Below are 18,996 nucleotides of genomic sequence, written 5' to 3' on the forward strand. Positions count from 1 at the left end.
TCAAATCTTCCGCGCGAACATGCGAAAACCGGGCGCGCCGATGATTGCCTCGAAATTCGGGTCGCGCTTCTCTTCCGCGAAGACAAAACCCGCCTTCGCGTAGGCGCGCTCGGCCGGCTCGTTGCCGATCAGGAACGATATCGTCGCCCGGGCAAACCCATCTGCCCGCCCTTTGTCCAGCGCATGCGCGATCAACGCCTGCATCAAGCCACGACCACGATAGGCAAGGTCGGTCGCGACATGCTCGATCATCCAGTCGCCCTCGCCGCCCTGGACCCAGCAAGCTCGCGAATAGGCACCGCGCTGGCGGATGGCGTCGAGCTCTGACGCCGTCAGCCCAATTGAGAGACCGACCTCTTCGACCGCGCGCCATGCCGCCGGTCCGGTGCCGGCTGCCGGCACGGCGCAAAGTGCAGCAGCGGGCTTGCCATCAATCTCGGCGACCAGGAACTGCGAAAAATGCCACATCGACACCGCCCGTGCGACGGCGACGCGCGCGACGAAAGCGAGGCACTCCGCTTCCGGCCAGCCGAGCGCCACGTCGAACCAGCCGCGCGGCCGGTGACCGCGCATCGAAATCAGGATGGTTTGTGCGATGAATTCGGCATCTTCGGGACGCGCGGACCGTATCGTCATGCGCGCCCTTTACGGCGACCTTACGTGTTCTTCAGCGCGACGCGGAATTCGGCTTCGGTCTTGGACTTGATCTCGTCGAGCGTGACGCCGTCGGCGAGCTCGATCAGCGCCATGCCGCCATCGCCGTGCTTGTCGATGGTGAAGACGGCAAGATCAGTGACGACCATGTCGACGACGCGCTCGCCGGTCAGCGGCAGATTGCACCTCTTCAAGAGCTTCGGGCCGTCCTTGGCCGAATGCTCCATCACCACGACGACGCGCTTGACGCCTGCGACGAGATCCATCGCGCCGCCCATGCCCTTGACCATCTTGCCGGGGATCATCCAGTTGGCGAGATCGCCGTTCTGGGCCACCTGCATGGCGCCGAGGATCGAGAGATCCATGTGGCCGCCGCGGATCATGCCGAAGGAATCCGCGCTCGAGAAATACGAGGTCGACGGCAGCTCGCTCACGGTCTGCTTGCCGGCGTTGATGAGATCGGCGTCTTCCTCGCCCTCATAGGGGAACGGCCCCATGCCGAGCATGCCGTTCTCGCTCTGCAAGGAGACGTCCATGCCATCGGGGATGTAGTTCGAGACCAGCGTCGGGATGCCGATGCCGAGATTGACGTAATAGCCGTCGCGCAATTCCTTCGCGGCGCGCGCGGCCATCTGTTCACGGGTCCAGGCCATGTGAGTCCCCTGTTGCGCTTAAGCGGCGGTACGCGGGCGGGTGTTGCGGAATTCGATGCGCTTCTTGGCCGTGCCGACCTCGACGATGCGCTTCACGAAGATGCCGGGCGTGTGGATGTGGTCGGGATTGAGTTCACCGGCGGGAACCAGATGCTCGACCTCGGCCACCGTGATCTTCGCGGCGGTCGCCATCATCGGGTTAAAGTTGCGCGCGGTCTTGCGGTAGATCAGGTTGCCGGCGGTGTCGCCCTTCCAGGCGTGCACGATGGCGAGGTCGGCGAACAGGCCGCGCTCCATCAGGTACTTCTCGCCGTCGAATTCCTTCACTTCCTTGCCTTCGGCGATCAGCGTGCCGACGCCGGTCTTGGTGTAGAAGGCCGGGATGCCGGCGCCGCCGGCACGGATGCGCTCGGCCAGCGTGCCCTGCGGATTGAACTCGAGTTCCAGTTCGCCGGCGAGGTATTGCTGGGCGAACAGCTTGTTCTCACCGACATAGGACGAGATCATCTTCTTGATCTGGCGGGTTTCGAGCAGGCGGCTGAGGCCGATGCCGTCGACGCCGGCATTGTTGGAGACCACGGTCAGGCCCTTGACGCCGGAATCCCGGATCGCGTCCGACAGCTCCTCGGCAATGCCGCAGAGGCCGAAGCCGCCCGACATGATCATCATATTGTCTTTTAGAATGCCTGACAGCGCCGACTTGGCGTCGGGATAGACCTTGTTCATGCAAAAAACCTCGACTGAACCTTGGGCTGGCGGGCGTCGCGCCTCATTGGCGGCGATTATTAGGCGAAATCGTCCGAAGCCGTCAATGATACGGGTTCTCCGCTCCGCCCCCGGGTGATAGAAGCTGCCCATGCCGTGGGCATAACCGCGCAGCGGCCTTGAAAGCGTCAAGAAAACCCATCAAGTTGCGGTACTTAACACCATAGGATCTGGGCGTTCGGCACACACGTTTCGCAGCCCGCCCTTCTGGCTCCAACGACCAACCCGATCAGGACATGCCATTGACCATGGCCCAAGGAATGAAGCGCCTCGGGACGCCGATCGCGGCGCTGCTCGGCCTCGCGCTGATCGCCCTGATCGCGACCTCCTGGCTCATCAACCGCGACGCGCTGCGCAAGGCGGTCGAAGCGCAGATCCGCGACGTCACCGGGCTCGAGCTCAATGTCGCAGGCAGCATCGAGATCTCGGTGCTTCCGGCGAGCTACATCTCCTTCCGCGACGTGGGCCTCAAGGGCGGCGGCACCAGCGCTCCCGCGCTCCAGGTCGACGTGCTCACCGCGAATTTGCGGCTGCTGCCGCTCCTGCTGCAGCGTTTCGAGATCGCCGACCTGACGCTGCTGCGGCCGCGCATCCACGTCAGCCTGAAGCCGGACGGCGAGAGCAACTGGACGCCCTTCATCCAGACCATCGCACGAACCATGAAGCCCGGGGCCGAGAACCAGGTCTCGTTCTCCGAAATCCGCATCCAGGACGGCGTGCTCGATTACGAGGACGTTGCCACGCATGCCACCGAGAAGCTCGAGGACATCGACCTGTCGCTGGCCTGGCCTTCGATCTCGCGCTCCTTTGCCGCGACCGGACAGTTCGACTGGCGCGGCGAGCGCGTCGACGGCTCGATCAGCTTTTCCGATTTCGTGGCCGCCCTCTCCGGCGACCGCTCCGGCCTGAAGGCGCGCATCGCCAGCGCGCCGCTCAAGCTCGCCTTCGACGGCAGCGTCGCCAACCGCACCAGCGCGATGATGGAGGGCACGCTCACTGTGGACAGCCCGTCCTTGCGCAACGCGCTGCGCTGGACCGGACAGCCGCAGCCCGGCAGCGGCGGCTTCGGCCGCTTCGTGCTGAAGGCGCGCGCCAACGTCGTCGGCGCCTCGATCGCGCTCACCAATGTCAACGTCGAGCTCGACGGCAATGCCGCCGAAGGCGTCATGACCTACGCCAATAACGGCCGGCAGACGCTGCAGGCCACGCTCGCTGCCGACGCGCTCGACTTCACTCCATATATCTCGACGTTCCGCCTGCTCGCGAGCGGCGCTCGCGATTGGAACAGGCAGCTGTTCGACCTCCAGGGATTGTCGACCACCGACCTCGACATGCGCCTGTCGGCGGCCAAGCTGACGGTGGGGCCCACCAGGCTCGGCCGCACCGCGATCGGTGCCAATTTACGCAACGGCACGCTGGCGCTCTCGGTCGGTGAGGCGCAGGTCTATGGCGGTATCGCAAAGGGCTCGTTCGGCATCGCGCGGTCCGATACGGTCGCCGACATCAAGGCGCAATTCCAGTTCACCGACGTCGATCTGCAGGCCTGCGCCACCGAGCTGTTCGGCCTCAACAAGCTGTCCGGCCGCGGCAATATCAACGTCTCGCTCTTCGCCTCGGGCTCGAGCCCGTTCGGCCTCGTGCAGTCGCTCGACGGCAGCGCCACCGTGACCGGGCATAACGGCGCGATCGCGGGCTTCAATGCCGAGCAGCTGCTGAAGCGGCTGGAGCGGCGGCCGCTGTCGGGCGGCGGCAATTTCCGCAGCGGCTCGACGCCATACGACAAGCTCACGATCTCGGTGAAATTCTCCGACGGCATCGCCACCGCCGAAGACATCCGCATCGAGGGCCCGGCGGCCAAGATCACGCTGACCGGCACCGCCTCGGTGCCGACCCGCGAATACGACATGAAGGGCGTGGCGAGCCTCAACACGGCGTCCGGCTTTCAATTGCCCTTCATGGTGCAGGGCCCCTGGGACGATCCCCTGATCTTTCCCGATCCCGAAAGCCTGATCCGGCAGTCGCCGGCGGCGTCTCCCTTCCTCGATCTCCTCAAGCAGCGCATCACGGGGGGCGGAAAACGTCCCGAGGGATCGCCGACGGCGGAGAATGCCAAGGAAAACGCCAAAGACAACGCCAAGTCCAACTAAGGCAAGATCCGGCGCAGCCGTCACGCGGCCGATGGACGACGCGATGCAATTCCTGATCGTGCTGGTCAGCGTCTGCGCCTTCCGACGTGAAGCGATGGTGCTGGATCAGCGAAACGGCCACGAGCCAGGCCAGCGATGCGAGCACGGTCCGCAGCTGGAACAGCGCCTTGGATTTCACCAGCGTGCGGCGACCTCGCGCCGATGCTGCAGAACACGAGCGGCGCCATCGTCGTCTTGACCAGCTTGATCAAGCCGTCGGCGAACGGGCTTCAGCGCGGGTGTCGCGGACCATCGGCATCGTACTGAGGCGCGGGACACCGCGAGGCGAATTGATTGGCATGTATCGATGCGGCCTTTGGATCGATGCGCGCATTCGCATCTCCAGAGCCTCGCTCCAATCGCGACATAGGTCTGACAAGAAGCCGCTAGATCGGATGACGGCCATGCGCTAGTGTTTTATACGACCGGTTAAAACACCGGCCGTTTGAGGGAGAAAAACGTGAAATCCAAGGTTATTGGCGCAGTTTCATTGGCGGTCGCTGCGGTTGGGCTGTTTGCCGCCACTGCGCCCGCATTTGCGCAACAGAAGACGATCACGGTCTGGTGGGTCAAAGGCTTTTACAAGTCCGAGGACGAAGCGCTCGCCGAGACGATCAAGAAGTTTGAAGCCAAGACCGGCATCAAGGTCGAATTGTCGCAATACGCGATCCAGGACATGATTCCGAAGACCGTCGCAGCGCTCGATGCGGGCACCGTGCCCGACGTCGCCTATTCCGACAGCTACGACGTGCAGGTACAGGGCAAGTGGGCCTATGAGGGCAAGCTCGAGGACCTCACCGACGTCATGGACCCGATCAAGGACCGGTTCGTGCAGAACACGCTGGACGCCTCGATCCTCTACAACGACGTCGCCAAGAAGAAGGCCTATTACGGCTTCCCGCTGAAGCAGCAGAGCATGCACGTCCAGATCTGGAACGACATGCTGGAGAAAGCCGGCTTCAAGCAGAGTGACATCCCGAACGACTGGACCGGCTACTGGAGCTTCTGGTGCGACAAGGTGCAGCCGGCGATCCGTAAGGCCACAGGCCAGCGCATCTATGCCGTCGGCCAGCCGATGGGCGTGGAATCCACCGACTCGTTCCAATCGTTCTACACCTTCATGGACGCCTACCACGTCAAGCTCGTCGACGACGACGGCAAGCTGCTGGTCGACGACCCCAAGGTCCGCGACGGCCTGATCAAAGCGCTGAAGGACTACACCGACACCTACAGCAAAGGCTGCGCCCCGCCCTCCGCGACCACCTGGAAGGACCCGGACAACAATGTCGCCTTCCACAACAAGACGATCGTGATGACCCACAACTTCACGATCTCGATCGCGGCAAAATGGTACGAGGAGTCACAGAACCAGAACCTCACGCCGGAACAGCGCGAGGCCGGCAAAAAGGCTTATGAGCAGGACATCGTCACGGCGTCCTTCCCCAAGGCTCCCGATGGCTCGACCATCAAGTATCGCTCCGACGTCAAGACGGGTCTGATCTTCACCGCGGCCAAGAACAAGGCCGAGGGCAAGCAGTTCCTCAACTTCCTGCTGCAGGAAGAGAACATCCGTCCCTACATCGAGGGCGCGCTCGGCCGCTGGTTCCCGGTGACGAAAGAAAGCCAGGAAAGCCCGTTCTGGCAGGCCGACAAGCACCGCAAGGCCGTCTACACCCAGTTCAAGGGCGGCACCTCTCAGTTCGACTTTACCAGGAACTGGAAGTTCACGATCTTGAACAACGAGAACGTGTGGGCGAAGGCGATGAACCGCGTCGTCAGCGAGAAGGTTCCGGTCGACAAGGCCGTCGACGAACTCATCGCCCGCATCAAGCAGGTCGCGGGCTAAGTCGTCCGCCCCATCTCTCCGCGTTGCGGAGGAGAGTGCAACAACAACACCGGCCGCGTCTCGCGGCCGGCTTCTCTTTGAAGAGTCCGAAAGAATGGCGATCACGCTCTCTGGCGATCAGGCAATACCCGGCCCGCCCCTGTCGTCGCGGCTGACCCCGGCGCAGGTCTGGGGCATCCTCCTGCTAACACCTTATCTGCTCGTCTTCCTTGCCTTTGTCGTCTATCCCGTCTGCTACGGGCTCTGGCTGGCACGCGATCCGGCGAACTATGTGGCGCTGTATCACGACCCGATCTTCGCGCGCGCTGCAATCAACACGCTGATCTTCCTGGTCGTCGGCATCAACATCAAGATGATGATTGCGCTGTTCCTGTCCGGCTTCTTCGCGCAGCAGCGCACCTGGATCAGATGGCTGTCGGTGATCTTCATCCTGCCCTGGGCGGTGCCGTCGATCCCGACCATCCTGTCGGTGCGCTTCATGCTCAATCCCGAATGGGGCATGGTCAACCACTTCATCTTCTCCCTGACCGGCGATGACGGCCCGAACTGGCTGAACGACCCGACCGTCGCGCTGTGCATGGCGATCGCCGTGCACATCTGGAAGTCGCTGCCGTTCTGGACGCTGATCCTGATCACCGGGCGCCTTGCGATCTCGCACGATCTGTTCGAGGCCGCCGAGGTCGACGGCGCCAGCTGGTGGCAGAAATTCCGCTACATCACCTGGCCGTCGATGCAGACGCTCTACGTCACCTGCACGCTGCTCTCGATGATCTGGACGCTGGGCGATTTCAACAGCGTCTACCTGCTCACCGGCGGCGGACCTGCCGACCTCACGCACGTGCTGGCGACGCTCGGCATCCGCTATCTTCGGCTCGACCAGCTCTCGCTCGCGATGGCATCCATCGTCTGCGCGATGCCGTTCGTGCTGCCGCTCGTTTACTTCATGATGAAACGGTTGTCGCGATGAAGCTTCCCTCCCTCCGTGACGTCGCGACGGAAGCGCGGCTGCTGCTGATCGGCATTCCCGTCTTCCTGTGGACGATGATCCCGATCTACCACATGTTCCTGTTCGCGATCTCTCCGAAGGAGGACGCGTTCTCGGGCAAACTGTGGCCGGACCATCCGACGCTGCACAACTTCGAAATCGTGTTCAAGCAGCAGCACTACTTCCTGCGCGACTTCTACGCCCAGTTCTGGAATTCGACGCTGATCGCAGTCTCCGTGGGCGTGCTGACGCTGTTCATCGCGACCGCCGCGGCGTTCGCGATTTCGCGATTGAAGGTGCCGGGCGGCCGCGCCGTGCTGAACCTCGCGCTCTTCACCTATTTCATTCCTGCCGCGTTTCTCGCCGTGCCGATGTATCGCACCATGGGCAATTACGGCCTGCTCAACAAACACTGGTCGCTGATCCTTGCCATGGTGACGATCGCCTCGCCTTACGCGATCTGGGTGCTGAAGCAGGCCTCCGACAAGCTGCCGGTGGAGCTCGATGAAGCCGCAGTGATGGACGGCGCCACCACGCTGCAGATCTTCCGCCTGGTCTATTTGCCGCTGATGATGCCCTCGCTGGTCGCGATCGGCACCTATGCGGTGCTGCTGGCCTGGAACGAATATCTCTACGCGTTCCTGCTGCTGTCGAACGACCGCGACATCACCCTCCCCGTCGCGCTCGGCAACTTCCTCGCCGCCGACGACTCGCCGTGGGAGCTGCTGATGACCACCGGCTTCATCTACGCGCTGCCGCCGGCCGCGGTCTATTACGCCTTCCGCCGCTACATGGTGGGCGGGCTCACGGCGGGTGCCGTGAAGTCGTAAGCTCTTCTTTGGTCATTGCGAGCCACCGGGTCCGCGCGGAGCGCGGCCCGATGACAGGCTCCGCGAAGCAATCCAGACTACCTCTGCAGAGACAGACTGGATTGCTTCGTCGCAAGAACTCCACGCAATGACAGCAGAGCCTCACAGCGGCGCCGCGCTCTCGCCCTGCGAGCTCGACAGCTTGGAGGCGAGCGAAGCGATCACGATCACCACCGCGATCAGGGCGATCACAAGCGTACAGATCGCGTTGATCTCGGGCTTCACGCCGAGCCGCACCTCCGAATAGATGCGGATCGGCAGCGTCGCCGAGCCTGGGCCGGTGGTGAAGCTCGCGATCACGAGATCGTCGAGCGACAGCGTGAACGCCAGCATCCAGCCGGCGACGATCGCCGGCGCGATCAGCGGCAGCGTCACGGCAACGAACGCACCGACGGGATTGCAGCCGAGATCCATCGCCGCCTCCTCCAGCGAGCGATCGAGCGAGCCGAGGCGCGACTGCACGACCACCGTGACGAAGCACATGGTGAGCGTGGTATGGGCGATCGTCACCGTCCAGAAACCGCGCTCGGCGTTCAGCGCAACGAACAGCAAGAGCAGCGACAATCCGGTGATCACCTCGGGCATCACCAGCGGTGCGTAGAGCATGCCTGAGAACAGGGTGCGACCACGAAAGCGTTCACCGCGCGACAGCGCCACCGCTGCGAGCGTGCCGAGCAGCGTCGCGATCGTCGCGGAGGCGACCGCGACCCGCAGGCTCATCCAGGCCGCCTCGATCATGGCGCGATCGTTAAACAACTCATGATACCAGCGCAGCGACCAGCCGCCCCACACCGTCACCAGGCGCGAAGCGTTGAAGGAATAGAGAACGAGGATCAGGATCGGCAAATAGAGGAACGCCAGCCCCAGCGCGAGCGAGGCGATGTTGAAGCGGGACAGGCGGGAGACCTTGCGCATCGCGCTATCTTCCCTGTTCCAGCTGCCGCTTCTGCAGCCGCTCGTACAGCAAGAGCGGCACCAGCAGCACGACCAGCAGCACGATCGCGGCAGCCGAGGCAACCGGCCAGTCCTTGTTGGTGAAGAATTCGAGCCACAGGGTCTGGCCGATCATCAGCGCGTTGGAGCCGGCCAGAAGGTCGGGAATGACGAACTCGCCGACGATCGGGATGAAGCACAAGAGCACGCCGGCGCCGACGCCGGGCAGCGACAGCGGGAAGGTGACGAGCCAGAACACCCGCCAGGGCGGCGCGCCGAGATCGGCGGCCGCTTCCTCCAGCACCGGCTCCATCTTGGCGAGCGTCGCGTAGAGCGGCAGGATCATGAACGGCAGATAGGAATAGACGATGCCGATATACATCGCGGTGTCGGTGGAGAGCCACACCACGGGCTGGCTGACCAGATGCAGCGCCAGCAGGACCTGGTTCAACAGACCGTCGTGCTGGAGGATGTTGATCCAGGCGTAGATGCGGATCAGGAATGAGGTCCAGAACGGCACGATCACCAGCACCATCGCCACCGCCTGCCAGCGCTGCGGCAGCCGCGCCATGCCGTAGGCGATGGGATAGCCGATCAGGAGCAGCAGCGCGGTGGCCGTGAGGGCGACGGTGAGGCTGCGCACATAGGCGAAGACGTAGATGTCGTCGGAGACGAGCAGCTTGAAATTGTCGACCGAGAGCGCAGCGAACGCCGCCTTCAGCGCGTCCCATCCCGCCGTCAGGTCGAACACCGGCTCGTAAGGCGGCTGCGCGATCGCGGTCTGCGACAAGCTGATCTTGAGCACGAAGCCGAACGGCACCAGGAAGAACAGCACCATCCAGACATAGGGCGCGATGGCCGCGAAGCGCGCCGGCTTTGCGAAGATGCGGCGCGAGCTCATGATTGCAGCACCACGCAATCGTCGGGCGTGAACCAGGCGACGACCTGCTGGTTCAGGCTGTAGGCGTCGACGTCGAGCCGCGCGCTGTTAGCGACCGATGCCTGCAGCATCCCGCCGGTGTCGAGCTTCACCTTGTAGGTGGTGGTGCCGCCGAGATAGCAGATGTCCGCGATCACGCCGTCGAGGGCGTTGATCGCGGTCTCACGACCGGCCTCGCTGACCGGGCCGCGCCGCGACAGCTTGACCTTCTCGGGGCGGATCGCGACCGCCAGTTTTCCGGTGCCGACGGCCTCGCGCGGCTCGGCCACCACCAGCGCCCCAGCATCAGGCGTGCCGATGACCAGACGACGACCGTCGCGCAATTTTGACTCGCCGTCGAACAGGTTGACGTCGCCGACAAACTCGGCGATCCAGCGCGAGCGCGGCGCTTCGTAGAGCTCGCGGGGGCTCGCGACCTGGGCGAGCCTGCCTGATTTCATCACGCCGATCCGGCTCGCCATCGTCATCGCCTCCTCCTGGTCGTGGGTGACGATGATGAAGGTCATGCCGAGCCGCCGCTGCAGCTCCATCAGCTCGGCTTGCGTGTTTTCGCGAAGCTTCTTGTCGAGCGCTGCGAGCGGCTCGTCGAGCAGCAGGAGCTGCGGGCGGCGCGCCAATGCGCGGGCGAGCGCCACGCGCTGGCGCTGACCGCCGGACAACTGGTCCGGCTTGCGCTTCTCCAATCCCTCGAGCTTGACCAGCGCCACCATCTCCGCGACGCGCGTGGCGATGTCGGCACGCGGCATGCCGGCGCGCTTCAGGCCGAAGGCAATGTTGTCGCGTACCGACAGATGCGGGAACAGCGCATAGTTCTGGAACATCATGTTGATCGGGCGCTCGTGCGGCAGCGCCTGCGCGATATCCTTGCCGCCGAGCAGGATACGCCCCTCGTCCGGCGCCTCGAGGCCCGCGAGCATGCGCAAGAGCGTGGTCTTGCCGCAGCCGCTCGGGCCGAGCAGCGCGAAGAACTCGCCGGCCTTGATATCGAGCGACACGCCGTCGACGGCGCGGAACGTGCCAAAGGTCTTGGCGACGCCCTCGATGCGCAGCAGCGGCCGGCCGGCCGCGGGACATGCGTCCCCGCCAGCCGTTTCAGCCGCAACGTTCGTTCCGGGCAATTCTTCCGCCATGGTCCCTGCCAACCCCGATTCCGCCGCACGCTAGCGGCCGATCGTGTTTAGCTCAACCGGTTCGAGGAAAACTTACATCGCGCCGCCGTAGCCCGGATGGAGCGAAGCGGAATCCGGGGCTGTTCGCCGGCGCAGAGACTCTCCCGGATTTCGCTTCGCTCCATCCGGGCTACACCAGTGACCGGCTCAGATCCGCCATGAACGCCGCCAGCGCCTCACGGTCCGCCGCAGGCATTGTCAGGCCCAGCTTGGAACGGCGCCACAGAATGTCATCCGGAAATCGCGCCCATTCGTGGGTCATGAGATAGCGCACCTCGGCGCCGGTCAGTTCGGGGCCGAAGGCAGGGCCAAGCTCTTCGCGTGTCGTTGCTTCACCGAGCACGGCCGCCAATCGCGAGCCGTAGGCCGCGACCAGGCGCTGGGCTTCCGGCTCGGACAGAAAGCGCCAGCGCTCGCGTGCGAGGTCGACCTCAGTGTCGAAACGATCCCAGGCGAAATCTCCACCGGGCAGCGCTGCGCCGGCGGTCCAGGGCGGCGACATCGGATAGAACGGCGTCAGCCTCGTCGCCGCCCGCTCGGCGCGCCGGCGCGCGGTGGTGAGGTCGCCGCCGAACATCGTGATCAGCGGTGCCTTGCGCCGGCGCGCGTGGAACAGGGTCGTGTCCTCGCGTTGCCGCGCGGACACCGGCCTCAGATTGACGCCGCAGACCGCCCGTACCACGTCGGTCGGGGCGACGCGCTCGCGGAAGTAGCGGCTCGCCGCTTCGCAGAGATAACCGACATCGGCCCCTCGCACCGCCACGATGGCGGGGTCGCCGGTGAAATCGTGCGTGACCGTGCCGATCAGCGTGAACGCGCGCTCGAACGGGCTTGCGAAGATCAGTCGGCCGTCGCTGTTCTGGAACACGTAGACATTGTCTGAATCGAACAGCCTGGGCACGATAATCTGGCTCATCTGCATGGCCGTCGCGGCGGGCTGCGGCTGGCGCAGGACCGTCTCCGCGACGATCGAGGTCCAGCCGCCACTCGTATTGGCCAGCGCCCTTGCTGTAACGGAGCGGCGGTGGCCGCGATCGACCACGGCGAGCCGCCAGATGTCGGTTCGGTCGGCACGCACGCAGCGCGCCCCGGTCCGGATCGTCGCACCACGCTCGGCGGCGTCCAGCGCCGTGAGCACGACAAGGCGGGAATCGTCGGCGATACAGTCCGAATATTCGAACGCCGTGCCGAACGGGCGTTTCAGCGCGTTGCCGACCGGGTGATGGGTGATGTCGAGGGTCGTCGATCCGGGCAGGCCGCTCCGGCCGGCGAGGACGTCATAAAGAAACAGGCCGGCCCGCAGCAGCCACGGCGGACGCTCGTCCACATGTGCGGGGATCACGAAACGCATCGGCCGCACCAGATGCGGCGCGATGGCGAGCCAGGTCCGGCGCTCGGCCAGTGCCCGGCGCACCCGCCAAAAGCCGCGGCGCTCCAGCACCGAGAGATCGCCGTGGATCAGCCGCGGTGTGGCCGACGACGCCGCGCCGCCGAGATCGCCCTGCTCGAACAGGATCACCCGCAGGCCGCGGCCCGCCGCATCGCGGGCGAGGCTGACGCCGTTCAGGCCGCCGCCGATGATCGCGAGGTCGTAATCCGCCATGAGGCCGTCGAATGGGAGCGAACACTCCCATCACTAGAGCGATTTCCGTTCCGATGAAATCGGAACGGTGGCTCTAGATTCATATTCTGACGCGTTTTCTTGACGCGAGCCGGTATCCACTTCGCTCGAAAACGCTCTAACCGGTCTTCAGCGCAAGCTCCATGGCTTCGGCGCGGCCGACGAACCCGGCATATTTGCCGATCGGCAACGGCTTGCCGAGCAGATAGCCCTGCACCCCGTCACAGCCTTCCTTGGCGAGGAAGGCGAGCTGGTCGAGCGTCTCGACGCCCTCGGCGATGATCGACATTTCGAGGCCGTGGCCGAGGTCGATGACGGCGCGCACGATCGCCGCCGATTGCGGGTTGCGGCCGAGATTGATGATGAAGGCGCGGTCGATCTTGATCTTGTCGAACGGGAACGCCTGGAGATAGCTCAGCGAAGAATAGCCGCTGCCGAAATCGTCCATGGAGATGCGCACGCCGAGCGCCTTCAGGCGGCGCAGCAGCGCAAGGCCGCGATCGAAATCCTCGATCAGAACACCTTCGGTGATCTCGAGCTCGAGCCGGCCGGGTGCAAGGCCCGTCTCGATCAGGATCGAATGGACGAGGCCGACCACGTCGCCGTGCATGAACTGCGCCGGCGACAGATTGACCGCGACCTGCAGCGGCTTCGGCCAGGACGCCGCCTCGCGGCAGGCCTCGCGCAGGATCCACTCGCCCATCTCGACGATGAGGCCGCTCTCCTCGGCGATGGGAATGAATTCGGCCGGCGAAACCTGGCCGCGCACGGGATGCTGCCAGCGCGCCAGCGCCTCGAAGCCGATGATCTCGCTCTCGGCGACGCTGTGGCCCGCGGCCCCCTGCGGCTGGAAGGCGAGCGAGAGCTCGCCGTTCTTGACCGCCATGGAGAGGTCCTGGTGCAGCACGCGGCGGTCGCGGATCTGCTGGTCCATCTCGGGCTGGTAGAGGCTGATCGTGCCGCGCGACTTCTGCTTGGCGCGGAACAGCGCCGCGCCGGCATTGGCGAGCAGCGAGGCGCCATCGGTGCCATTGTGGGGAAAGACCGACATGCCCGTGGTGATGCCGGCGCGGACCGGCCGGCCGTCGATCTGAAAATCCTTCGCGACGGCTTCGCCGATCTGCTGCGCCAGCGCGAGGCCGGCCTCGGGCTGCTTGCCGTCGATGATCAGGCCGAACTCGTCCCCGGACAGGCGCGCGACCACGCCGCCGCGTGCGGAATCCTGGAGCCGATGGGCGACCTCGATCAGGAGCTTGTCGCCGAGCGCATGGCCGAAGACGTCGTTGACCTCCTTGAGGCCGTCGAGGTCGACGCAGAGCACGGCGAACTCCTCGCCGGTGCCCTCGCAAGCCTCGATCATCTGGGTCAGAGCCTGCAGGAAGGCGGCGCGATTCGGCAGATCGGTGAGGCCGTCGTGATAGGCCATGTGCGCCATGCGCGACTCGGTCTGCCGGCGGTCGGTGACGTCCTCGTGGGTCTTGATCAGATATTGCGGCTCGCCGGCATCATTGACCACGGTGGCGCGGCGGGTCAGGAACAGCCGCAGGCCGCCCTTGGTGGAGATCGGGTGCTCCTCGGTGATCATCCCGCGCTTCTTGATCGCGGCCTCGTCGCGCGCGACGATCAGCTTGGCTTCCTTGGCGTTGAAGATGTCGGACGCGGTCAGGCCGGTGGCTTCCTCGCGCCTGCGGTTGAGGATCGTCTCCGCGCTGCGGTTGGCGAGCAGATAGCGGCCGTCCTTGACCTGCTCCACGATCAGCGCAACCGGGATGTTGTCGACCACGAGTTCGAGGAACTTCTTGGTGCTCTCCAGCTCCTGCGACAGCGAGCGGCGGTCGGTGATGTCCTCGAACACGATGAGCAGAAATTCGGGCTTGTTGCTCTCGTTGCGGACCACGATCCGGATCGAGGCAACCATGCGCCGCGCACCGGCACGATCCACCTCGAACTCATTGCGGTACTGGCCATCCGGTGAATTGAGCGCCGCCTGGTCGGCCGCCTCGATGCTGGCCGCCGAGGCCGATGCAAACAGCTCCCGTGCATTCCTGCCGACGGCAAAGTCCCGCGACAATCCCCAGAACTTCTCATAGGCGCTGTTGGCGAAAATGTAGCAGCCGTCCTCGATGTTCTTGGCCGCCACGCAGGCCGGCACATGATCGAGCACCGATTCCAGGAACTGCTTGGTGGAGGCGAGCTGCCGCGACAGGTTGCGCTGCTCGGTGACGTCGAGGTGGGTCGCCACCGAGCCGCCCTTCGGCAACACGAAATATTTCACCAGGATGGCCCGTCCGTCCGGCAGTTCCGTGGTCAGGCCATTGGCGCTCGATGCCTTCTGGTAGAATTCGTCATCGGTGACGCCGAGCACTCCGCGCTCGCGGCGCAGCCTCAGGATGTCGTGGCCGGTCATGTTGGGCCGGAGGTCGGATCGCGTCAGGCCATAGATCTCGAGATAGCGGTCATTGCAGAAGATGACGCGGCGCTGCGCATCCGTCATCACCACGCCCTGGTTGAGGTTGTTCATGGCGGAGGAGATGAAGGCGTTGCGACGCAGCTGCAAACGCCTGGACCGGCGCAGCGAGGAATGGATCCACAGCCCGATCGCGGCAAGGAACGAGCAGACCACGATGCCCGCGATGAGGGCTTCCCAGATCACGCCGGGATCAAGCCTGGTGAGTTCGCCCGGAACGGCAAGGCTGTCCGATGCCGCAAAGGCGCGCGCAGGCGCGCCCGTAACGGCCAGGCATAGGAGGGCGTGCACAGCAATCGAAAGCGTGCTGCCCACGTGCCAGTTCTTCTCAGCCATCAGCCACCCGCGATTTCAACGTCGGATTGTCTGGCCTCGCGGGTTTGGATCGGGTAAACGCCTGTGGGCACAACAGAATAATGTGACGTGAAATACGGCAATTGCCCTGACATGATAAACGACTTCTTAACGGAAGCCCCGCCTGCGCCGCCGCATCCGGACCATGCGCCACCGCTGCTTCCAACTGGTATCCTGCACAACCATGGATAGGGTCGATTGCGTCGTCATCGGAGCCGGCGTGGTCGGGCTCGCGGTGGCCCGGAAGCTCGCCCAGGCCGGGCGCGAGGTGATCGTGCTCGAGGAAGCCGAGGCGATCGGCACCGTCACCTCCTCGCGCAACAGCGAGGTGATCCATGCCGGCATCTACTACCGGGCCGGGAGCTGGATGGCGCGCATGTGCGTGGCAGGCAAGCACGCGCTGTACCGCTACTGCGCCGAGCGCGGCATCCCGCACAAAAATTGCGGCAAGCTGATCGTCGCGACCAGCCCGAAGGAGACCGAGAAGCTGCAATCGATCAAGGCGCATGCCGAGGCCAACGGCGTGCTCGACATGCAGCTGCTCTCGGGCGAGGCCGCACGCGCGCTGGAGCCGGCACTCGCCTGCGACGCCGCGCTGCTGTCACCGTCGACGGGCATCATCGACAGCCACGCCTACATGCTCTCACTGCGCGGCGAAGCCGAGGACGCCGGCGCAGCTTTCGCGTTTCACACCCCGCTGATCCGTGCCAAGGCGGCGGCCGGCCTCATCGAGATCGATGCCGGCGGCGAGGCACCGATGACGCTGCAATGCAGCCTCCTCGTCAACGCCGCGGGGCTGTCGGCAACACATGTGGCGCGCAGCATCGACGGCATGCCGCTGGACCGGATTCCGCCGGCCTATCTCGCCAAGGGAAACTACTTCAGCTGCAACGCCAGGGCGCCGTTCTCGCGCCTGATCTATCCGGTGCCCGAGCCCGGCGGCCTGGGCGTGCACCTGACGCTGGACATGGCAGGACAGGCGCGCTTCGGGCCTGACGTCGAATGGATCGAGACGATCGACTACGAGGTCGATCCGTCACGCGCCGAGCGCTTCTATCCCGCGATCCGCAAATACTGGCCGACGCTGCCTGACGGCGCGCTGATGCCGAGCTATTCGGGCATCCGCCCGAAGATCGTGCCGCCGGCCGTGGCCACACAGGATTTCTTGATGCAGGGCCCGCGCGATCACGGCGTTGCAGGCCTGATCAATCTGTTCGGCATCGAATCGCCGGGACTGACGTCCTCGCTCGCGATCGCCGATCACGTCGCCGAGCTCGCAGACATCGAGAGCGTTTCGAGAAGCGGATGAGTGTGCGCGTCGAGAACCCCGGGTCCAAGCAAGAGTGAGCGCCGCACAACCGTGTTGCACGGTGCACACCTTGCAGCAGGGATGAGCACGGATGCTCTCATCCCTGCGTGAAGGATGTGATCAACTCTACACTGTCACGGGGGTTACTAGTGGAGCGTGTCGCCAGATTGCTTCAGACGCTCGATCTGGTCCTTGACCATCAACTTCCGGCGCTTCAACTCAACAATTTGCAGGTCGTCTGTTGAAAGGTGCACGAGAGCTTCGTGCAATTCGTTTTCGAGAAGTTTGTGCTTCCGTTCCAATTCAACGAGATGTGCCTGAATTGTCATTCGAAACCTCCTCGGTAGGGTTGAACCTTTAGGATTCGATCCGGACGACCCAAGTCTACATCACCGATTCGTCCTGTCGATGGGTATCCGTCGTCGCAGCGTCATTTTTGAAAGTTCATATGTAACGAAGCGTGACTAAGGGAACCACGCCGGAAAAATCCATGATATCAATACGCCGGCGCACCGCCGCAGCTCCTTGCAGAAATATGTTGCGGGAGATCGGTGACGGGGGATCGCAGATCGCTTGCGATCACGCGGCGCAAGGACGATAATTTCCACAGGGCATCCACAGCCCAGATCTCACGCCTATCGGTTTTCGGCCACCGCAGACATGACCAATGAAGATGAGCGTGAGCTCGAAGCCGAGCTCACCCGGTTGCAGCAGGAACACCGAGATCTCGATGCGGCGATCGATGCGTTGCATCAATCGCCCGCCCCCGACCTGTTGCGGTTACAGCGGCTGAAGAAGCGCAAGCTGTTGTTGCGCGACCGCATCGCGTTCATCGAAGACCAGATCACCCCCGACATCATCGCCTGAGCGTGCGGCGGTCTTGCGCGGCGCCCCGCCGCTTCCGAATCCACTTGACTCAATAAGAACAAAATAGGAACATTCGCGGGCGCCCCAACACCTCAAAGAACGCTCAAGGACAACGCAGATGTCGGCAACCGCCCTTTTCGACAACAGCCATTACGAACAGGCCTGCGATCAGGCGATCGCGATGTGCGACGGCAATCTGCGCAGCACCATCAAAGCGCTGATCATGGCCAACGAATATCTGGAAGCCGAGCTGGAGGAATTGCAGGCGGCGATTTCCGCCGGCTGCATTCCGGAGATCTCGCGCAGCAAGATGCGGAGCAAGAGCAGCGCCGCATAATCTTCAACATTGGAGCAACGCCATGTCGGATGTGACCTATTACGTTGCAATGCCCTTCTTGATCGATGACGACGGATCACCCGTCGCAGGCGCGGCAGAGGAGTGTCAGTCCTCGACGGCGGCGCTGCGACGCGCCGAGATGCTGGCGCGCGGCGCCGGCCATATCGGCGCAATCGCGTTCAGCCGCAGCGGCGATCCCATGACGGGCGAATTCGGCGACGCGACGCTGCTGCGCAAGTTCGGCAACGTGCCGGAAGATCTTGCCACCCTGTAGACTAGCGCTCGCCGCCGACCAGCCTGATCCGCGGCTCGTGCCGGCGGCTCGCCTTGCGCACATACATCGCGGCATCCGCCTCCTCCAGGGCGCGGCCTGCAGCGGATTGCGGACCGAGCAGCGCGACGCCGGCCGAGGCGCCCGCGGTCACGTGCTGGCCGCGAAAAACGAATGACAATTCGTCGATCGCCTGCTCCAAGGCCGCGGCCTTCGCCTTGGCATCGGTCTCGCTGAGATTCCAGAGCAGCAGCGCGAACTCGTCGCCCCCGAGCCGGCCGACCACGTCGGAGGCGCGGACCTGTCGCGTCAGCGCGGCGACGATCTCCCTGAGCACCTCATCGCCGGCGGCATGACCGAAGGAATCGTTGATCGGCTTCAACCGATCGACGTCGAGCACGATCAGCGCCCCGCTGGCGCGGTAGCGCTTCATATAGGCGATGGCGCGCGCGAGCTCGCGCTCGAAACCGCGCCGGTTGGGAATCCCGAGCAGGAAATCGGTATCGGCGGCCGCCTCGAGCTCCGAGATCCGCAGCAGGGCCGCCCTGAGCTTGCTCCTGAGGCCGCGGATGATCGCCTTGCCGTCATCGGCAGCCGGCGCTCTGCGCAAGGCCGGTTTGGCCGCGCGGCTCGAAGCGGCTTTGGAGCGGGCGGGGCTGATGTTCCGGCCCTTGCTGGCCTTCGCAGGGCTCGCCCTTTTCGGTTTCTTCATGGGCATCCTGCTCAATGAAGGCTTGCGGGGATTCACCAAGACAGGATAGTGGATTCCC

Annotated in this window: 18 protein-coding genes; 8 read left to right on the forward strand and 10 right to left on the reverse strand. The window is 64.4% G+C overall.

The window, feature by feature from the left end; all coding sequences use genetic code 11:
- From I6F17_RS15285 to I6F17_RS15295, 3 genes are read right to left on the reverse strand one after another with little or no spacing between them, the layout of a single operon-like run.
- Positions 1-636 carry a GNAT family N-acetyltransferase gene (locus I6F17_RS15285; protein WP_225126755.1) on the reverse strand — a complete coding sequence of 212 codons (636 nt, stop codon included), beginning with the start codon at positions 634-636 and terminating at the stop codon, positions 1-3.
- A gap of 20 nt (positions 637-656) precedes the next feature.
- Entirely contained in the window at positions 657-1,307 is a 651-nt protein-coding gene (locus tag I6F17_RS15290; protein WP_035998776.1) for a CoA transferase subunit B, read from the reverse strand.
- A gap of 18 nt (positions 1,308-1,325) precedes the next feature.
- Positions 1,326-2,033 (reverse strand): CoA transferase subunit A, encoded by a 708-nt coding sequence (locus tag I6F17_RS15295; RefSeq protein WP_035998773.1) that lies wholly within the window; start codon positions 2,031-2,033, stop codon positions 1,326-1,328.
- A 287-nt stretch (positions 2,034-2,320) separates the two neighbouring features.
- Between I6F17_RS15295 and I6F17_RS15300 the strand changes: the two genes are divergently transcribed.
- The 4 genes from I6F17_RS15300 to I6F17_RS15315 all read left to right on the forward strand — a co-directional run bounded on the left by I6F17_RS15300 (position 2,321) and on the right by I6F17_RS15315 (position 7,919).
- Positions 2,321-4,219: an AsmA family protein gene (locus I6F17_RS15300; protein WP_225126753.1), complete on the forward strand. Its 1,899-nt coding sequence runs from the start codon at positions 2,321-2,323 to the stop codon at positions 4,217-4,219.
- Positions 4,220-4,718: 499 nt separating this feature from the next.
- A complete protein-coding gene (locus I6F17_RS15305) occupies positions 4,719-6,104 on the forward strand; it encodes an ABC transporter substrate-binding protein (protein ID WP_225126751.1) in 1,386 nt (461 codons plus the stop codon).
- Between the two features lie 94 nt (positions 6,105-6,198).
- The gene (locus I6F17_RS15310; protein ID WP_035998764.1) at positions 6,199-7,071 is read left to right on the forward strand and encodes a sugar ABC transporter permease; all 873 of its coding nucleotides are present in this window, start codon (positions 6,199-6,201) and stop codon (positions 7,069-7,071) included.
- Complete coding sequence (locus I6F17_RS15315) at positions 7,068-7,919, forward strand: carbohydrate ABC transporter permease (protein ID WP_225126749.1); 852 nt, start codon at positions 7,068-7,070, stop codon at positions 7,917-7,919. Before I6F17_RS15310 ends, I6F17_RS15315 begins: the two co-directional genes overlap by 4 nt.
- A gap of 141 nt (positions 7,920-8,060) precedes the next feature.
- Here I6F17_RS15315 and I6F17_RS15320 read toward each other — a convergent pair whose 3' ends face one another.
- The 5 genes from I6F17_RS15320 to I6F17_RS15340 all read right to left on the reverse strand — a co-directional run bounded on the left by I6F17_RS15320 (position 8,061) and on the right by I6F17_RS15340 (position 15,424).
- Positions 8,061-8,873 (reverse strand): ABC transporter permease subunit, encoded by an 813-nt coding sequence (locus I6F17_RS15320; RefSeq protein ID WP_036041161.1) that lies wholly within the window; start codon positions 8,871-8,873, stop codon positions 8,061-8,063.
- A 4-nt stretch (positions 8,874-8,877) separates the two neighbouring features.
- Positions 8,878-9,792, reverse strand: a complete 915-nt coding sequence (locus tag I6F17_RS15325; protein WP_225126747.1) for an ABC transporter permease — start codon at positions 9,790-9,792, stop codon at positions 8,878-8,880.
- The gene (locus tag I6F17_RS15330) at positions 9,789-10,961 is read right to left on the reverse strand and encodes an ABC transporter ATP-binding protein (protein ID WP_225126745.1); all 1,173 of its coding nucleotides are present in this window, start codon (positions 10,959-10,961) and stop codon (positions 9,789-9,791) included. Before I6F17_RS15330 ends, I6F17_RS15325 begins: the two co-directional genes overlap by 4 nt.
- A 169-nt stretch (positions 10,962-11,130) precedes the next feature.
- A complete protein-coding gene (locus tag I6F17_RS15335; protein WP_225126743.1) occupies positions 11,131-12,603 on the reverse strand; it encodes a glycerol-3-phosphate dehydrogenase in 1,473 nt (490 codons plus the stop codon).
- 136 nt (positions 12,604-12,739) lie between these two features.
- Positions 12,740-15,424, reverse strand: a complete 2,685-nt coding sequence (locus tag I6F17_RS15340; RefSeq protein ID WP_225126741.1) for an EAL domain-containing protein — start codon at positions 15,422-15,424, stop codon at positions 12,740-12,742.
- Positions 15,425-15,626: 202 nt separating this feature from the next.
- Between I6F17_RS15340 and I6F17_RS15345 the strand changes: the two genes are divergently transcribed.
- Complete coding sequence (locus I6F17_RS15345) at positions 15,627-16,751, forward strand: NAD(P)/FAD-dependent oxidoreductase (RefSeq protein ID WP_036041195.1); 1,125 nt, start codon at positions 15,627-15,629, stop codon at positions 16,749-16,751.
- A gap of 146 nt (positions 16,752-16,897) precedes the next feature.
- On the opposite strand, the gene I6F17_RS15350 is transcribed toward I6F17_RS15345, so the two are convergent.
- The gene (locus I6F17_RS15350; RefSeq protein ID WP_008546178.1) at positions 16,898-17,080 is read right to left on the reverse strand and encodes a DUF465 domain-containing protein; all 183 of its coding nucleotides are present in this window, start codon (positions 17,078-17,080) and stop codon (positions 16,898-16,900) included.
- A gap of 331 nt (positions 17,081-17,411) precedes the next feature.
- On the opposite strand from I6F17_RS15350, the gene I6F17_RS15355 reads away from it, so the two are divergent.
- The 3 genes from I6F17_RS15355 (at position 17,412) to I6F17_RS15365 (ending at position 18,229) form a co-directional block, all read left to right on the forward strand.
- Positions 17,412-17,618 (forward strand): DUF465 domain-containing protein, encoded by a 207-nt coding sequence (locus I6F17_RS15355; RefSeq protein ID WP_008546179.1) that lies wholly within the window; start codon positions 17,412-17,414, stop codon positions 17,616-17,618.
- 118 nt (positions 17,619-17,736) lie between these two features.
- Complete coding sequence (locus tag I6F17_RS15360) at positions 17,737-17,955, forward strand: hypothetical protein (protein WP_035998725.1); 219 nt, start codon at positions 17,737-17,739, stop codon at positions 17,953-17,955.
- A 22-nt stretch (positions 17,956-17,977) separates the two neighbouring features.
- Positions 17,978-18,229, forward strand: coding sequence for a hypothetical protein (locus I6F17_RS15365; protein ID WP_036021965.1), 252 nt, complete (start codon positions 17,978-17,980; stop codon positions 18,227-18,229).
- Position 18,230: 1 nt separating this feature from the next.
- On the opposite strand, the gene I6F17_RS15370 is transcribed toward I6F17_RS15365, so the two are convergent.
- Positions 18,231-18,938, reverse strand: a complete 708-nt coding sequence (locus tag I6F17_RS15370; RefSeq protein WP_225126738.1) for a GGDEF domain-containing protein — start codon at positions 18,936-18,938, stop codon at positions 18,231-18,233.
- Between the last annotated feature and the right edge of the window lie 58 nt (positions 18,939-18,996).

This window comes from Bradyrhizobium sp. NBAIM18 (assembly GCF_020193825.1).
Classification (GTDB): Bacteria; Pseudomonadota; Alphaproteobacteria; order Rhizobiales; family Xanthobacteraceae; genus Bradyrhizobium; species Bradyrhizobium yuanmingense.

Bases quoted from the DNA above. Each gene is read 5' to 3' on its own strand.
- I6F17_RS15295 (WP_035998773.1), bottom strand. From the start codon at position 2,033: ATGAACAAGGTCTATCCCGACGCCAAGTCGGCGCTGTCAGGCATTCTA.
- I6F17_RS15350 (WP_008546178.1), bottom strand. From the start codon at position 17,080: ATGACAATTCAGGCACATCTCGTTGAATTGGAACGGAAGCACAAACTT.
- I6F17_RS15320 (WP_036041161.1), bottom strand. From the start codon at position 8,873: ATGCGCAAGGTCTCCCGCCTGTCCCGCTTCAACATCGCCTCGCTCGCG.
- I6F17_RS15370 (WP_225126738.1), bottom strand. From the start codon at position 18,938: ATGAAGAAACCGAAAAGGGCGAGCCCTGCGAAGGCCAGCAAGGGCCGG.
- I6F17_RS15290 (WP_035998776.1), bottom strand. From the start codon at position 1,307: ATGGCCTGGACCCGTGAACAGATGGCCGCGCGCGCCGCGAAGGAATTG.
- I6F17_RS15325 (WP_225126747.1), bottom strand. From the start codon at position 9,792: ATGAGCTCGCGCCGCATCTTCGCAAAGCCGGCGCGCTTCGCGGCCATC.
- I6F17_RS15300 (WP_225126753.1), top strand. From the start codon at position 2,321: ATGGCCCAAGGAATGAAGCGCCTCGGGACGCCGATCGCGGCGCTGCTC.
- I6F17_RS15355 (WP_008546179.1), top strand. From the start codon at position 17,412: ATGACCAATGAAGATGAGCGTGAGCTCGAAGCCGAGCTCACCCGGTTG.
- I6F17_RS15310 (WP_035998764.1), top strand. From the start codon at position 6,199: ATGGCGATCACGCTCTCTGGCGATCAGGCAATACCCGGCCCGCCCCTG.
- I6F17_RS15285 (WP_225126755.1), bottom strand. From the start codon at position 636: ATGACGATACGGTCCGCGCGTCCCGAAGATGCCGAATTCATCGCACAA.
- I6F17_RS15365 (WP_036021965.1), top strand. From the start codon at position 17,978: ATGTCGGATGTGACCTATTACGTTGCAATGCCCTTCTTGATCGATGAC.
- I6F17_RS15360 (WP_035998725.1), top strand. From the start codon at position 17,737: ATGTCGGCAACCGCCCTTTTCGACAACAGCCATTACGAACAGGCCTGC.
- I6F17_RS15335 (WP_225126743.1), bottom strand. From the start codon at position 12,603: ATGGCGGATTACGACCTCGCGATCATCGGCGGCGGCCTGAACGGCGTC.
- I6F17_RS15345 (WP_036041195.1), top strand. From the start codon at position 15,627: ATGGATAGGGTCGATTGCGTCGTCATCGGAGCCGGCGTGGTCGGGCTC.
- I6F17_RS15315 (WP_225126749.1), top strand. From the start codon at position 7,068: ATGAAGCTTCCCTCCCTCCGTGACGTCGCGACGGAAGCGCGGCTGCTG.
- I6F17_RS15340 (WP_225126741.1), bottom strand. From the start codon at position 15,424: ATGGCTGAGAAGAACTGGCACGTGGGCAGCACGCTTTCGATTGCTGTG.
- I6F17_RS15330 (WP_225126745.1), bottom strand. From the start codon at position 10,961: ATGGCGGAAGAATTGCCCGGAACGAACGTTGCGGCTGAAACGGCTGGC.